At 65.4% G+C, this 14,947-nt stretch carries 10 protein-coding genes; 7 read left to right on the forward strand and 3 right to left on the reverse strand.

The window, feature by feature from the left end; translation table 11 throughout:
* The first annotated feature begins 111 nt into the window (after positions 1-111).
* The 4 genes from KEG38_RS02945 to KEG38_RS02960 all read left to right on the forward strand — a co-directional run bounded on the left by KEG38_RS02945 (position 112) and on the right by KEG38_RS02960 (position 5,431).
* Positions 112-1,011 carry a serine/threonine-protein kinase gene (locus KEG38_RS02945; protein WP_272417432.1) on the forward strand — a complete coding sequence of 300 codons (900 nt, stop codon included), beginning with the start codon at positions 112-114 and terminating at the stop codon, positions 1,009-1,011.
* On the forward strand, positions 1,008-2,186 hold the full coding sequence (locus tag KEG38_RS02950) for a serine/threonine-protein kinase (RefSeq protein WP_272417433.1): 1,179 nt from the start codon (positions 1,008-1,010) through the stop codon (positions 2,184-2,186). The genes KEG38_RS02945 and KEG38_RS02950 overlap by 4 nt, the downstream gene beginning before the upstream one ends.
* Positions 2,187-2,246: 60 nt before the next feature.
* Positions 2,247-3,230, forward strand: a complete 984-nt coding sequence (locus tag KEG38_RS02955; protein ID WP_272417435.1) for a hypothetical protein — start codon at positions 2,247-2,249, stop codon at positions 3,228-3,230.
* Positions 3,231-3,322: 92 nt separating this feature from the next.
* The gene (locus tag KEG38_RS02960; RefSeq protein WP_272417436.1) at positions 3,323-5,431 is read left to right on the forward strand and encodes an ATP-dependent helicase; all 2,109 of its coding nucleotides are present in this window, start codon (positions 3,323-3,325) and stop codon (positions 5,429-5,431) included.
* Positions 5,432-5,444: 13 nt separating this feature from the next.
* On the opposite strand, the gene KEG38_RS02965 is transcribed toward KEG38_RS02960, so the two are convergent.
* Genes KEG38_RS02965 through KEG38_RS02975 form a run of 3 tightly spaced genes read right to left on the reverse strand, consistent with a single transcriptional unit; the run spans position 5,445 to position 9,990 of the window.
* Entirely contained in the window at positions 5,445-5,840 is a 396-nt protein-coding gene (locus KEG38_RS02965; protein WP_272417437.1) for a hypothetical protein, read from the reverse strand.
* 23 nt (positions 5,841-5,863) lie between these two features.
* Positions 5,864-7,207 (reverse strand): S8 family serine peptidase, encoded by a 1,344-nt coding sequence (locus KEG38_RS02970; RefSeq protein WP_272417438.1) that lies wholly within the window; start codon positions 7,205-7,207, stop codon positions 5,864-5,866.
* Positions 7,204-9,990 carry an NACHT domain-containing protein gene (locus KEG38_RS02975; protein WP_272417439.1) on the reverse strand — a complete coding sequence of 929 codons (2,787 nt, stop codon included), beginning with the start codon at positions 9,988-9,990 and terminating at the stop codon, positions 7,204-7,206. The genes KEG38_RS02970 and KEG38_RS02975 overlap by 4 nt, the downstream gene beginning before the upstream one ends.
* 142 nt (positions 9,991-10,132) lie before the next feature.
* On the opposite strand from KEG38_RS02975, the gene KEG38_RS02980 reads away from it, so the two are divergent.
* The 3 genes from KEG38_RS02980 (at position 10,133) to KEG38_RS02990 (ending at position 14,927) form a co-directional block, all read left to right on the forward strand.
* Complete coding sequence (locus KEG38_RS02980; protein ID WP_272417440.1) at positions 10,133-11,257, forward strand: alpha/beta hydrolase family protein; 1,125 nt, start codon at positions 10,133-10,135, stop codon at positions 11,255-11,257.
* A gap of 146 nt (positions 11,258-11,403) precedes the next feature.
* The gene (locus KEG38_RS02985; protein ID WP_272417441.1) at positions 11,404-14,046 is read left to right on the forward strand and encodes a hybrid sensor histidine kinase/response regulator; all 2,643 of its coding nucleotides are present in this window, start codon (positions 11,404-11,406) and stop codon (positions 14,044-14,046) included.
* A 131-nt stretch (positions 14,047-14,177) separates the two neighbouring features.
* The gene (locus KEG38_RS02990; protein WP_272417442.1) at positions 14,178-14,927 is read left to right on the forward strand and encodes a hypothetical protein; all 750 of its coding nucleotides are present in this window, start codon (positions 14,178-14,180) and stop codon (positions 14,925-14,927) included.
* The last annotated feature ends 20 nt before the right edge of the window (positions 14,928-14,947 follow it).

Below are 14,947 nucleotides of genomic sequence, written 5' to 3' on the forward strand. Positions count from 1 at the left end.
CCCGTCCTCCCATTTACGATTTTTTCGTCCCGACACGCAACTGCCGCCCCCTTCCTGTCGACATGAGTGCGTGGGGGTCATGCTCGGACGAACCCCTGGGAGGACGAACTCATGCTCATCGACGTCGCAGCGCTTCCAACCGATTCGCTCGTGGGGACCCGTTATCGTGTCGTTCGTTTGATCGGCGGCGGTTCGTCCGCCGACGTATTCGAGGCCGCGGGCCCTTCCGGCGAGCTCTTCGCCATCAAGGTGCTCCGTCACGAATTGCGTGACTCCCAGGAGGCCGCCGCGCGCCTCCTCCAGGAAGGGCGCCTGCTCGCTTCGCTCCGCCACCCGAACCTCGTCCCTCTGCGTGAGATGGGAATGACCCGGGACGGTCGTCCTTTTCTCGCCATGCCCCGCCTCGCCGGCGAGACCCTCCGCGAAACCCGCCTCCGCAAAGGCTCCCTCGCGCCCGCGTTCGCCGCGTCCGTCGTCGCCGGCGCGCTCGATGGATTGCATGCCGCCCATCGGCAGGGCGTCGTGCACCGCGACGTCAAACCCGGCAACATCTTCCTCGTGGCCGCGAATGCCGCGCCCCCGCGCCCTGCGATGCTCGATTTCGGCATTGCCAAGGTCTCCGGCGCCGCGGCTCTCTGCACCACGCAGCAGGAAATCATCCTCGGCACGCCCCGCTACCTCGCCCCCGAGCAGATCCTCGGCGGGCGCGTCGATGCTCGTACCGACGTGTATGCCATGGGCATCGTCCTCTTCGAATGCATTGCCGCCCGTGGCCCTTTCGATCTCCTCGCCGGATCCGATTTGCTCACCCTCATGCGCGCCCACCTCGGCCTCGCACCGCGCCGCCTCGACGACGTCGCCGACGCGCCGCCCGCCCTCGCTCGCGTCGTCGCGCGGGCCCTCGAAAAGAAACCTGCGCGACGTTATCCCACGGCCGCCGCCTTCGCCGCCGCGATCCGCGGCGCCGTCGCGCCCGAGGCTTTCTCCGGTGCCGAACGGAGGGCGTCGTGACAAACGCTACCCTCCGCACGGACGTCCACGAGCGTTCCACCCAGCCCGACGAGAGCCTTCCCCCTCTTTCCACCCGCTCCCCCGTGCGCTCCACGCCTCTTCGCTGCGGCGAGCGTGCGCCGGGCACGCCTTGGATCATCCTTCGCCCCCTCGGCAAGGGCGGCGTCGGCGAGGTCTTCGAGGTCGAACACGCCCTGCTCGGGCGCCGCGCCGCGCTGAAAGCGCTCCTCCCCGCCAATGCCGAGCGCCACGGACTCGCAGAGCGTATCGCCGACGAGGGACGGATCCTCGCCCGCGTGCGTCATGACAACCTCGTCGAGGTCCTCGACCTCGGATTGCTCACGGACGACGGCCGCCCCTACCTCGTCCTCGAGCTCCTCGAAGGGCGTGACCTCCGGGCCGAGCTCGCTCGTATCGGCGTCCTTTCCGTGCCGACGACCCTCACCATTGCATCGCAGGTCCTCCGCGGCCTCGGCGCGCTTCACCGCGCGGGCTTCGTGCATCGTGACATCAAGCTCGAAAACCTTTTCCTTTGCGATGACGGTCGCGCCAAGATCCTCGACCTCGGCGCCGCCGAGCCCGCCTCGGGCTGCGAAGGCCCGGGCGCGCGGGGCGCCTCGCTCGGGACGCCGCGCACCATGGCGCCCGAGCAATTCGAGGGAAAACCCGTCGACGGGCGCACCGATTTGTATGCCCTCGGCCTCGTCCTGTACGAGCTCGTCGCCGGCCGTGGCCCTTTCGACGACATCAAAGACCTCGATGCCCTCCGTTTTGCCCACCTCGATCGGATCCCCGCGCCCCCGTCGTGGTTCGCGCCGCAGCCCATTCCCGCGGCCCTCGACGCGTGGATCCTCCGCGCCCTCGAAAAAGACCCGGACGACCGCTTCGCCTCGGCCGAAGCCATGGCCGCCGAGATCCCCGCGCTCGTCGCCCCTCTTTACGCCCCCACCACGCGAGCCGCCGAGATCACCACGCCGTCCGCTTTCTCCGCGGACGTTTCTCGCCCGCCTTCCCGGAGCGGCGTCACGCCGCTGTCGGAAGGCACGCGCCGCATGGTGGTCTCTGTCCTTGCCATCGTCTCGCTTGCCGCGGGTCTCGCCCTAGGCAGGCTCCTCGGGCCCCACACTTCGTTCGGCGGCGTCGTGAACGATCCGATCCCTTCGCGATCGGTGTAAGGTCTTCGTGCACGCCTCCGTTTCCACCGGCGAACGGCGCGAGCCGTGGGGAGAACGACGATGGACCTCATCCGACGTGGGTTTTTGGCTGTTTCGTTAGCGACGCTGTTTTCCTCCGCCGTCGGCTGCGGCGGGAGCACCTACACGGGCGGTGGCTCGGCGGCGCCGAGTGAGGCGAGGGCTGTCGAGTCGTCCACCCCGGCCGGCACGGCCTCCGCCGGTCAGTTTGGCAGCGATTCAGCCGCCTTCCCCGCCGCGGACGAGGCTGCGCCCGCCGCGCCTCCGCCGCCCCCGGCCGCCGTGCAAGGGACCGCCTCCCAGCGCCCCGGCGCGTTCGAGGCCGAGGCCAAGCGCGCCGAGGTCATGCAGCCCGAGCCGCCGCAGAACCGCCCCGGCCTCGGCACCGAGTGGGGCGAGACGCGCTCGTCGTCGATCACGACCGTGGCGTTCCAGCGCGCCGAACCCACGAGCCCGTTCTCGATGGCGAGCCTTTTCTACAACGACGAGGAGGGCGCGCGCGCCATGGCGAACGCCGTCGGCTTCCGTCGCACCTCGGGCGGCGTCACCCCCGTCGCGGGCGGCGCGCTGCTCGTCGGCCTGCGTGACGAGAACGGCGCGTTCCTCAACGGGTTTGTCGCGAGCGACAAGAACTACATCGTCGGCGAGGCGGGCCGCCGCTACACGATCGTCATTCGTAACCGCACGCCGAACCGCATCGAGTGTGTCGTCTCCGTCGACGGTCTCGACGTCATCGACGGCCGCGCCGCGGGCTTCTCGAAGCGCGGCTACCTCGTGCAGCCGCACGGCGAGCTCGAGATCGACGGCTTCCGCCAGAGCGTCGACGCTGTCGCCGCCTTCCGCTTCGGCTCCGTGCGCGGCTCGTACGCGGCCAAAAAGTCCGGCGGCGATTCGCGCAACGTTGGCGTCATCGGCTTCGCCTTCTTCCACGAGCGCGGCACGAACCCGTTCCCCTGGACGAACGACGAAGTGAACAAGCGCCACGACGCCAATCCGTTCCCCGGCCAGTTCGCGACGCCTCCGTGATCCCATCCTGGAATCCGCCCTGATCCTGGGCCCCGACGCACCGCGAAATTTTCCGACTACCCAACCCGCCGCGGCCGCGCTACCCCCCGGCCGTGGCGATCGATCTCAACCCCTCTCAGAAGCAGGCGGTCGAGCACGATCTCGGGCCGATGCTCGTGCTCGCCGGGGCAGGCTCGGGCAAGACGCGCGTCGTCACCGAGCGAATCGGCAGGCTGCTCGGCAAGGGCGTCTCCGCGACCAGCATCCTCGCGATGACCTTCACCAACAAGGCCGCCGCCGAGATGCACGAGCGCGTCGCGAAGCTCGTCGGCCCGAAGGTCGCGAAGGACCTCAAGGTCTGCACCTTCCATCGCTTCGGCCTCGACACGCTCGGCCAGGAGACCCGTGCGCTCGGCTTCCGCGGCTCGAAGTTCGCCATCCTCGACCAGGCGGACCAGACGAGCGCGATCCGCGAGATCCTGCGCGAGCTCCGCACCACGAAGAACTACGACATCGGCGCGATCCTGGCGCGGATCTCCGCCGCGAAGAACGACTTCATCACGCCCGAGGAGTGGCTCGAGAAGCAACGCAAGAGCCGCGGCGTGGACGAGTACGACGAGATCAGCATGCTCGTCTACCCGAAGTACCTCGCGGCGCTGCGCACCTTCCAGGCGTTCGACTTCGACGATCTCATCTGCGAGCTCGTCCGCCTCTGGAGAAAACGCACCGACGTGCTCCAGAAGTACCAGATGCGCTACCGGTACCTCATCGTCGACGAGTACCAGGACACGAACCACGCGCAGCTCGAGCTTGTGCTGCAGCTCGCGGGCGCGCACCGGAACGTGGTCGTCGTCGGCGACGACGATCAGTCGATCTACGCGTGGCGCGGCGCCGACGTGAAGAACATCCTCTCGTTCGAGGACCATTTCCCGGGCGCGAAGGTCGTCAAGCTCGAGCACAACTATCGCTCGAAGAAGCCGATCCTCGACGTGGCGAACGCGATCCTCGCGAAGCAGTCGGGCAAACGGCATCGCAAGATCCTCGTGCCCACGCAGGGCGACGGGCCGATCGTGCAGGTCGTCGTCTGCGCCGATCCCGAGGTCGAGGCGAGCTTCGTCGCCTCCGAGTCGCAACAGCTCATCGAGAAGCATGGCGTGCGCCCCAAGGACATCGCCGTGCTCTACCGCTCGAACCTCCAGGCTCAGCCGATCGAGCAGGCCTTGAAGGAGCGGAGCATTCCGCTGCGCATGATCGGCGGCCAGCAGTTCTTCGAGCGCAAGGAGGTCAAGGACCTCATCGCGTACCTCAAGGTCGTGCTCTCGCCGGACGACGAGATGTCCCTGCGGCGCGTCGTGAATTATCCGGCGCGGGGCATCGGCGAGGTCGCGTTCAACAAGATCACGGCGCACGCGACCGCGCAGGACATGAGCCTCTGGGCCGTCGTGCAGCGCGCGCACGCGGTGCGGGAGCTGCCGCCGGGGGCGCTCGAAGGGTGCCGGCAGTTTGTCCGGATCATCGAGGGCGGGCGGCTCGCGTTCGAGCAAAAGCTGCCGAGCGCGGAGATCGCGGCGAAGCTCTGCGAGGCGATCGGCCTCAAAGCCGACATCATGGCGGCCTCGGCGAACCCGCAGGTCGCGGCGCGCCGCTGGGGCAACGTCGAGGGCCTGCTCAAGGTCTTCGCGCGCCGTGATGAGGCCGGAAAGGGCGATCGGGAGCATTTCGCCGAGTTTTTGCGCCTGCTCGCGCTTCGTATGGACGAGCAGGATGAAGAGGCGACGGACCGCGTCACGCTCACCACGATGCACGGCTCGAAGGGCCTGGAGTTCCCGTACGTCTTCGTGATCGGCGTCGAGGAGGGCTTTTGCCCGCATTCGCGCACGACGGTCGAGCGCGCGACCGATTTCGTACCTGGCGACCAGGACGGCGCGGTGAGCTTGGAAGAGGAGCGTCGCCTTTTCTACGTGGCCGTCACGCGCGCCCGGGAAAAACTCTTCATGTCGCGCTGCATGGCCCGTGGGCAACGCGGCAAGCTCGTGCCGCGCACCCCGAGCCGATTCTTGCTGGAGCTTCCGCGTGAGCTCTACGAGGAGCGCGAGGAGACGGCGCCGATCGCGCCGGGCATCGAGAAGACGAAGGCCGGCGCCGCGAACCTCCTGGCGGCGCTGCAGGCGCTGCCGCCGGGCGAGCTGCCGATGATCCCGCGGACGCGCCCGCGGTTTTGAAAGATCGCGACTTTCAAGGGCGGGAGCGTCTGCCCGTCGCCGGGGTATAAAGAGCGATAGGCTGATCTTCTAGGATTGCACGGACCTTTTCGTTCGTCGATAATGCTTCCAGTCCCTCCGGGGTGGCTTCGACCGGGACGCTGCCGAGTGCGTCGGGCGAATCGGCGAGGAAGTGCCCTCCGGTCGCGGAGAGAAGCGGCTCAAGCTCAGCCATGACCATGCGGGCGGCTGTTTTCGTGGCCTCCATGATTTCCTGCCGGTTGCGCCGCCGTCCACCACCTTCAATCTCCGTCTTGAGCAGGACGACGGCGCGGACCCTCTCACCGCGCGGGAATCCGGTTAGCCGGCGCCTGAACTCCGGACTGATCTTCGAGGTACCTGCCGGTGTGCTTCTTCGCTCGTCGGCCATTGGAAGTCGGCGCCTCCTGTGACCTAGAGTACCTTGAGTGCCTCAGCTGGTCGAATCATGCCGTACCCCCAACGGTTATCGGGGGTCTTCTCCTTGCCTGACGGGTGTTCCGCCGTGTCTCTCAGGGCTTGCGCGATGGTCGCAACGGGGGCATCAGGCTTCGCTGCCATGAGGAGGGCAGCGACACCTGCGACGTGCGGGGTCGCCATGGACGTTCCGTCCATGTACGTGTACTCGTAATCCTTGCCATTGCGACGTTCAGGCGGAATGCAGGAGTAGACCTGGACGCCTGGGGCCACCACGTCCGGCTTCGTGACTAGCGCGACCTCTTCTCCGGGGAAAACGAGGCTCGCGCCGCTGCTGAACGAGGCCACATCGACTTTGCCGCGCGGCATCGACTCAAGGGCGCCGACGGAGAGTGCATTATGTGCGCTGCCGGGCGAACTCGTGTTCCCGTGGTTCTCATTGCCGATGGCAACGATTGGTAGGACGCCGTATTTTTCGATAAGATCGCGAAACACTTCAGCGAAAAGGGGCTCGTAATACGTGAACCCGAGGGACATGCTGATAATATCGGCGTCTCTGCCGATGGCCCACTCGATGGCGCGGATGAGGGTTAGCAACGTGGCATCGCCGATGAGGCAAGCGGCGACCACCAGGTTTGCCTCGGGGGCGACGCCAATAGATACCCCGTCGGGGGTCTTGCCGCCCGCGATCGTGCCGCACACGTGGGTGCCGTGTTGCCCCGCGTCGAACGAGGGGTTCGACTCGATACGGCGGCCCAGCGGATCGAAGACGACGAAGTCCTTCACACGTCCCTTTAGCGCGGGGTGGTCGCCATGGACGCCGGTATCCAGCACGGCGACGTTGATCTTGGCGCCTTTCGTCGTATCCCAGAGCGCTGGGACCCCGAGCCGTTCAAGGCCCCAGGTCAACTTGTTCTTGGACTCGTTCTTCTGAAGGGACTTGTAGTTGATCTCCTTGGGCTGAATGAGGCGGATCTTCTGGTTCGGCAGGATGGCGATGACGTTCGGTTGCTCGGCGAGCTCAGGCAGTGTCCTCGGGGTCACGTCGGCCTTCGCCACGGGCAGGATGTCGCCGACGCGCTCAATACCAAGGGATTGGCCGCCCGGAACGTGCCCTCCGCTGACCTTATTGTATTGCGAAAATAGCTTTGCTTCGACGGGGCGCTGTGCGGCCTTGATGCTATCAAGCCTGTTCTGGAGATCGCGCAGGCGCCCGCGTGGGGGAGGGAGCGTGTTCGCCTTCGGGGCCCGATAGATGACGAGCGCGTCCATTTTTTCACGAGAGTCGCCGTTCCGCATGAAATTATGGAATGCAGGGGAGATGGGAGACGGGTTGGTCATTGTGAGTGCTTTCGGTTCCGCTTTGGTTTTTGGGGGGCGTGAGTGTTCGGGGCCACGGACCGGAGCCAGGCGTCAATTGAATGAATGGCGACCTTGATGGGCTCTTGGCGAGCTTGCTTGCCCTTGAGAAATTTGCGAACTGCGCGCACGAGATGCAATAGCTCGGTCCGCTCTGGTTCGTCTAAGGCTGTGCCTTTGCGTTCGAGGAACGGTATAAAAAGGGTTGCCAGTTCGTCGGTGAGTCGTTGGGTCGTGAGCGGATCGCGGTCCAAAGTGAGTGGAATGTTCTGTAGCATTCGTAGCAAGAGCCTATCTGAGTGTGCGGGCTGTACTGCGACAACAGAAGGGTTCGGGGTAAGTGCGAACAACGCAACCATTGCCATTCGATCGTACTGCACGCCACCCTTGAAATGTGGGCCCGGTTCGCTGTAAAATTGGGCGCAAACGCTTAATTTTTCTATCGATTCCGGGATGGCGTGGCGGTGTAGGAGATAGATTAGTTCACCAAATCCCATGGTCGATCCCCAGTCGCGATCGAGAGTGCGTGATAGTAAGTGGTCCCAATCTAAAAATTTGCTATGTAAGTCGAGCCAAAAATGTGCCTGACTTGCGGAGATTTCGCTTTGGGGGGTTCCTACCTTTTCGTTTGCTACGGGTGCGACTTCTGAGACGGGGAAGCGAACAAGGCCGGTGCCAAATGAACGGCCCGGTGCACTCGCAACTCGGCAAATAATCCGTTTTCGAATGTCGATGTCCTGTGGCAGTTCTCTACCCGTGGCGAAATATGACTCCGTTAACACTTGTGCAAGCGATGGGGTGTCCTTGTGCCTTATTAAGCTTTCAAGCACCCAGCGTGCTGCTGGTACCGGGGCGATTCCACAATAGAGTGCGATGACCTCATGCCACCGGCCGTCATCATGCTCCTGCACCACCTGTTCGGTGGTGATGTTCGCGTGGTTCCCTTCGTGGACGGCGAGCGCTGCGAGGTATTCCTGAAAGGTCAAGTGTGCGAAGGCAAAGACGCCAGGACGGCGTTCGATAAGAAGTCCAGTTCGATATCGAATGTGCTCGATTAGGTCCTTTGCTCTTGCCTCATTCGCGAGCACCGTGGCGGCCATCTGTCGCGCCTCATCCACCGGGCATTCAGCCCTATCGGCGGATTGCATGCCGATCGCGATCTCACGGCAGATGCGCAGCTTCTCTGGTAAGTCGAATGCGCCGTGGATTCCTCGCCGTTTGTCCCAGTTGTGAAGCAGTCCCTCTACGCATAATTGGTAGAGTCGGGCTCTGTCTTCAGGCAATTTCCCGCTTTCGAAGTAATTCACGAGGCAGATGGCCGACAACATCAAAGGATTGCTGGCCAGGTTACGCACGTACGCGTGGCTTTCGAAGCTTTGGACTATCTGCGTCCCGTCGTCGTGTCCCCTCTGGCGCGCTTCATCCTCCGGCTCGTTACGACCAAGGCGGATCGCGGTGCACCAGTGTCGTGCATATTCATGAACTTGGTTGTCGTTGAAGTCGAGTAGATTCCCCTCTACGAATTCTAGCGCCGAGAGTGCTCCTTCAGCATAGCCCACGGGTCGGGACGATACGACGAACTGGCATCCGGGGTATTCCTTGTAGAGCCCCTCAAGCCATGGAATCACAAAGCGGGCACGCAACTCTGGGTCAACCTCGTCGAGGCCATCGATCATGAGTAGCACTCGACCGCCTTTCATCTGTCGCTCGAGCCAGCCGTCTGGCATGATCGTGACGAGTTCCCGACTCCCGGTCGCCTTTTCAACCATGGCACTACCTATCGGAAGCTCGGTCGCGACGAGTTGCCTCATTCGGAGCAGCAACGGTATCGCTTGCTGTCCTGCGAGGACGAGTTGCTCGTCGACCCCTGCGACCTGAAGCTGGAGCCACTCAAGAAATGAAGACTTCCCGCTGCCGGGCGGTCCCACAATCACCAGACAACGATTATCTCTGACGGCATCTAGAACAGGTACGCCTTCAGGCTTTTGAGAACTCGTCCCTTTCCGGCGTTCTCCCAGCGATTTTCGTGCGTCCGCAAGCTTCATCAAGTTGCCGCAATCTTCGGCCACCGTTCTCGCCTGCCCGTGCTCGCGGATTTCAATTCGCGGCATTACGAATAGCTCCCGGAGATCGACGTCCATGTTCGTCGTCATCCGAACGGTACCTGCCTCTACACGATTGAACCGCTGCAATAAGAAGTCGCGGTAGCTTAATTCGTACCGCCCATCGCTTGTTTCGAGTTGAGAAACGCCTAACGCGAGCTTCTCGCCGATATCGTCGAGCTTCGCCACGACCTTGCGGACGGGCTCGTAGTGCTGGGAGAAGGAGAGACGCCTCCACTCGGCCAGGACCGGCCCGGTCAACATCAAGACTTGGATGACTCCGTGCAACCCCAGCCGATACACAGTCTCATGACGATTCGTCTGGACCGCGGGAGGGCAGCCAAGTGCTGGAAGCAGCCGCTCCGTTAGCTCCTCGGGGTTGCTGCCCGACGTCGAGACGTCGGGCAGGCGGAGGGTCGACGACAGCGCTGCCCAGCCCTCCACGATCGCGCGTACCTGTGGTTCGTTCAGCTCTTCCGTCATGAAGAGCCGGACGACGGATTGCGATGCCGCATTCGCAACCTCTTCCACCTGTCGGCGCATCGCGTCTCGTTTCAGACGTTCCCTGCGCAGATCTTCGGCAAATGGCGACGAGAAGAGACTGCGGAACAGCTCCTGGTAGAAGTCGACGACGAGATCGACGATCGCCGGGTCAGCAGACATGTCAACTCCACGGAGAGAGGAAGCACGGTACACCGGTGTGTCACAAGACACAAGTCCCACTCGCGGGCAATGTCACCCGTGTCCCGGATCCACTTTCCGCCGCGCCGCCCCGGGTGTAAGACCATTCCGGGAGGTCTTCGTTATGAAGTACGGCGCGATTTTTCTTGCACTTCTCGGGCTCGTCGCAATGGCCGAGGGCTGCGGTGACGACGGCGGGTCGGCCAATACGGGCGGCCTCGCGGGATCGGGCGCCGGCGCGGCCGGGGGCACGGGCGGCGCGGGCGGCGCCGGGGGCGACGGCGGCGCGGGGGGCGCGGGGGGCGCAGGAGGCGGCGCGGGGGGCGGGGGCGGCGCGAGTGTCTTTTTGAAATGCGGCGACGCGCCTCCGGCGGGCGCGCCCCTCGCGCCCGAGCCGCCCAAGTATTCGGGCGGCGAATGTCCCGCGCTCGTCTCCGGCCACAACCTCATCAAGAGTGGCGACGCCGACCGAGATTTTCGCCTCGTCGTCCCCACCGAAATCCTGCCCGACGAGCGCCTCCCCGTGATCTTCCTCTGGCACTGGCTCGGCGGCAGCGCCGATGATTTTTTCGAGAAAGGCCAGATCCAGGCGGCCGTCGACAGCCAGCGCTTCATCGCCGTCATCCCCGAATCGAAGGACGACATCACATTCAAATGGCCCTTCGACACCACGCAGACCCCGGCGCGCATGGAAGAGGAATTCGTCTTCTTCGACGACATGCTCGCCTGCGTCTCGGCGCAGTTCAGCGTGAACAAGGAGTGTGTCGCCAGCGCCGGCGTCAGCGCCGGCGCGCTCTGGACGAGCCAGCTCGCGGGCGGCCGCGGGCAATACCTCTCGTCGATCATCTCGCTCTCCGGCGGCACGGGCGGCCTCATCAAGCCTTTCCCGAACCCCGAGCATCGCATGCCGGCGATCGTCCTCTGGGGCGGCCCCACCGACAATTGTTTCGGCGTCATGAACTTCGAGACCGCCTCGAAGGACCTCGAGAAGAACCTCGCCGAGCGGGGGCATTTCTTCCTCGAATGCGTTCACAACTGCGGCCACGCCGAGCCGCCCATCGACGCCATGAACGGGCTCACGAGCTACGCGTCGATGTGGCAGTTCGTCCTCGACCACCCCTACTGGCTCGGCGCCGGCGAATCACCTTATGCCAAGGGTTTGCCCGACATCTTCCCCACCTGGTGTGACATCGGCGCCGCGAGCGCCACGCCCCGCGAAGGGAGCTGCCCGACCGGCCCGGGCTGCTGAGCCGAACACTCTCCGCAGCGAGCCCATCCTTGCGGAAAACAGGTTTTTCCGGACAGCGTCGAGAAAATGCATTCAGCGTGACGTGCTGCTCGCCTAGATCGTAGTAGGGCTCTATTACGTAACGATCCGTGACGTCATGGGGCCGAATGCACACGCATAGAACACAACGGTCCACGTCGCTCGGGCTCTTCCTGGCTGTCCTCTCGCCGTTCGCGGCGATCGCCGTGCATGCGTCACTCGAACGGTGGCTCGGCGAGCGTCCACCCTTGTCCCTCTTTTCCCTTGCGGTCGCCTTTCCGGCCGTGGTCGGCGGCCTCGGGCCCGGCCTGCTCGCCACGGCGCTCTGTGGCCTCGCTGTGCTCGCCCGCGGGGCGATGGCCGGCGGGAGCGCGCTCTTGCTCGTCGTGCCGTTCGTCGCGCTCGGCCTCGCCATTACCTGGATCGGCGAGCGTATGCGCCGCTCCGCTCGCCAGTTCGGCGATTGCACGACCCTGCTCGAGCGGCTGCGCGCCCGCGAGGTGCGCACGATGGGCGAGGTCGAGGTCCTGCGCGAGAGCGAGGAGCGATTTCGCGCCCTGGCGCAGGCCTCCTTCGATCCGCTGGTCCTCCATAGCGAGGGCGTGATCCTCGACGTCAACCAGGCCTTCACCGAGCTCTTCGGGTATGGTCGCGAGGAGGTTCTCGGGACCCGCAAGGAAATGCTCGCGCCCGAGGAATTTCGGCCTCTGATCGCGGAGCACAGCAAAAGCGGCGTCGAGACCGCGTACGAGGCCGTGCTCCAGCGCAAGAACGGCAGCCGATTCGTGGCCGAGCTTCGTGGCGGCAACGTCCATGTCAAGGGCCGTCCGGCGCGCGCGACGGTCATCCGCGACCTCACGCCGCGCCACGCCGCCGAGAGCGCGGCACGCTGGACCGACGAGCTGTTCCGGCAGCTCTACGAGTGGATTCCCCTCGGTATGGCGCAGGCGGATGTCAAGGACGGGCGCTTGCTCCGGGTCAACGCGTGTTACTGCGAGATCACCGGGTATTCGGCGACCGAGCTCCTCGGCAAGACCTTCAGCGAGCTCACGCACCCCGAGGATCGTAACAAGGACGTGGCCGGGTACCGGGAGGCGGCGCGGGAAGGGCGGGTGTACCGCACCGAAAAGCGGTATCTCCGCAAGGACGGCAGCATCGCCTGGGTGCGTGTGCACGCCTTTTTCTTGCGGGACGTTCATGGGGTGATCACCACGTCGACCGCGGTGATCGAGGACATCACGCAAAGAAAGCGCAACGAGGAGGCGCTCCGCGAGATGCAGCGCTTGACCGAAGAGACGCTCGGCCTGCTCGACAGCCTCTTCGCGTATGCGCCCGTCGGCATCGCCCTGCTCGATCGGGAATGCCGGTATGTCCAGGTCAACGAGAGTTTGGCGGTGATGAATGGTTTTTCGGTTGCCGAGCACCTCGGGCGCCGGGTCGTCGAGCTCGTCCCCGACCTCTGGTCCAAGGTCGAGGACGTGTACGCCCGTGTGCTCGCGGGAGAGCGGTTCCTCAACGTGGTCGTCTCCGGCGAGACGCGTGCGCGCCCGGATGAGGTCCGGCAATGGTCATGCAATTATTATCCGATCCGGGCTCGCCAGGCGGACGACATCGTGGGCATCGGTATCCTGGTCCAGGACGTCACCGATCAGACGCGCGCCGAGGAGGCCCTGCGCGAGGCCGATCGCCGCAAGGACGAATTCCTCGCCATGCTGGCGCACGAGCTCCGCAATCCGCTCGCGCCCATCAAGACGGCCGTGGAGATCCAGAAGCAGCTCGAGCTCCGAGAGCCGCGGCTCTTGCGGTCCCGCGCCGTGATCGAGCGGCAGGTCGAGCACCTCGTGCGCCTGCTCGACGACCTGCTCGACGTCTCGCGGATCTCGCGCGGCCGGATCACGTTGCAAAGGGAGACGCACGAGCTCTGCGAGATCGTGGCCCAGGCGGTCGAATCGACGATGCCGCTCATCGACGCCCGGAGCCACGAGCTCGTCCTCGCGCCTTGCCCGGAGCTACTCCATGTGAACGTCGACGCGGCGCGGCTCACGCAGGTCGTGGCCAATCTGCTGAACAACGCGGCCAAGTACACCGACGACGGCGGCTGCATCCACCTTTGCATCGAAAGGGGGCCCAGAAACGAAGCATTCATCCGGATCAAGGACAACGGCCGTGGGATCGACCCGAAGGACCTACCGCATGTATTCGACACATTCTATCAATCGACGCGCACCCTCGACCGCTCGGAAGGGGGGCTCGGAATCGGGCTCTCTCTCGTTCGCCGCCTCGTCGAGCTACATGGCGGAAGGGTCGAAGCCCATAGCGAGGGGCTGGGAAAAGGCAGCGAATTCATCGTCCGTCTCGCCCTCGAGGAGGTCCCGATGACGCTCCCGCACGAAACCGATCTCCCCTTGTCCGGCCAGAGCCGCCGCGTCCTCGTCGTCGACGACAACATCGACGCGGCCGAGACCATGGCCGCGCTGCTCGAAACCCTCGGCCACGAGGTCGCCGTCGCGCACGACGGAGAGGCGGCCCTCGAGGCCGTCTCGAACGGCCGTCCCGAGATCGTCCTGCTCGACATCGGCCTGCCGCGCATGGACGGTTACGAGGTTTGCCGGCGCCTGCGCGACGGTGACGCCACGCGCCCCTTCATCGTCGCCGTCACCGGCTACGGCCAGGCCGAGGACCGCGATCGCGCCTTGAAAGCAGGCTTCAACGCCCACCTCGTCAAGCCCGCGAGCTTCGACGCCATCCAGGAGGTCCTCCGCGCCGCCTGAGCCCTCTCTCCAAAACCAGCCTGGATCCAGCCTCGGACAATATTCGTCCGAGCCTCTCCAAGTTCTCCACACCTGAACGCTTTCCGCGTGGTAGACGGACGAGCAGGCTCCTTTCGGGGCCACCCCGTCGAATGTCCAGCGGCAAGCGCCACACGAAACCGTCGGATCCAGCCTTTGGCCCCGCCAAGCGCGTGTCCGAGCTCGTCTCGGGCACCGATCCGGAGGCGCAGAAGGCGCTCGCCGCCCAGCACCACGCGCGGGCGCGGCGGCCTCGCTCGGTCAAGAGCATGCCCGCCGTACGTCCGGACGAGCGGGGCTCGGGGACGTATCTGCGCGTCGCCCCGACACGCTCGCGGGTCCTCAACGCCTTCCTGCACGAGGCTGGCGTGGCCGGGCTGCTCTCGCCGGACGTCACGGTCCTCGACGAGCAGGCGCTCGCCCCGCGCCTCGTCGAGCTCGCCCGGAAGTACTTCGCGCCCATGCTCGCCGCGGCCGGGAACGTCGAGGGCGCCCTCCGCATCGCCGCGGAGCTCCCGGCGGTCACGAGCGAGCGGGGCGCGCGCCTGGTCGTGCGTCGCGCCCTCTCCGCGCCGGGTCCGCTCGGCGCGTGCGCCCGGGATTATGAGGAACACCGGCGCAAGACGGGCGCGCCTGAGCAGGACGACCTCGAAGGCCAGGCCATCCTCGCCGCGTTCGCCGGCCGTGTCGTGGCCCAGGCCGAGCGCCTCCTTGGCCCGCACGTGCGTGAAGAGGTGCAGGCCACGTTGCGCAAACTCGCGCCTCCCCGCACGGAGGGGAGGCCTGCGCGCAAGCCTTCGGTGCGCATGCCGGCGTCCGCGGGGCAGGGCGCGCCGCCCGGCAAGAAGCGCTCTCTCGGCTGAGGATGCGGCCCCCCCGTGGT

It is taken from the genome of Polyangium jinanense, assembly GCF_028435265.1.
Lineage (GTDB): Bacteria > Myxococcota_A > Polyangia > Polyangiales > Polyangiaceae > Polyangium > Polyangium jinanense.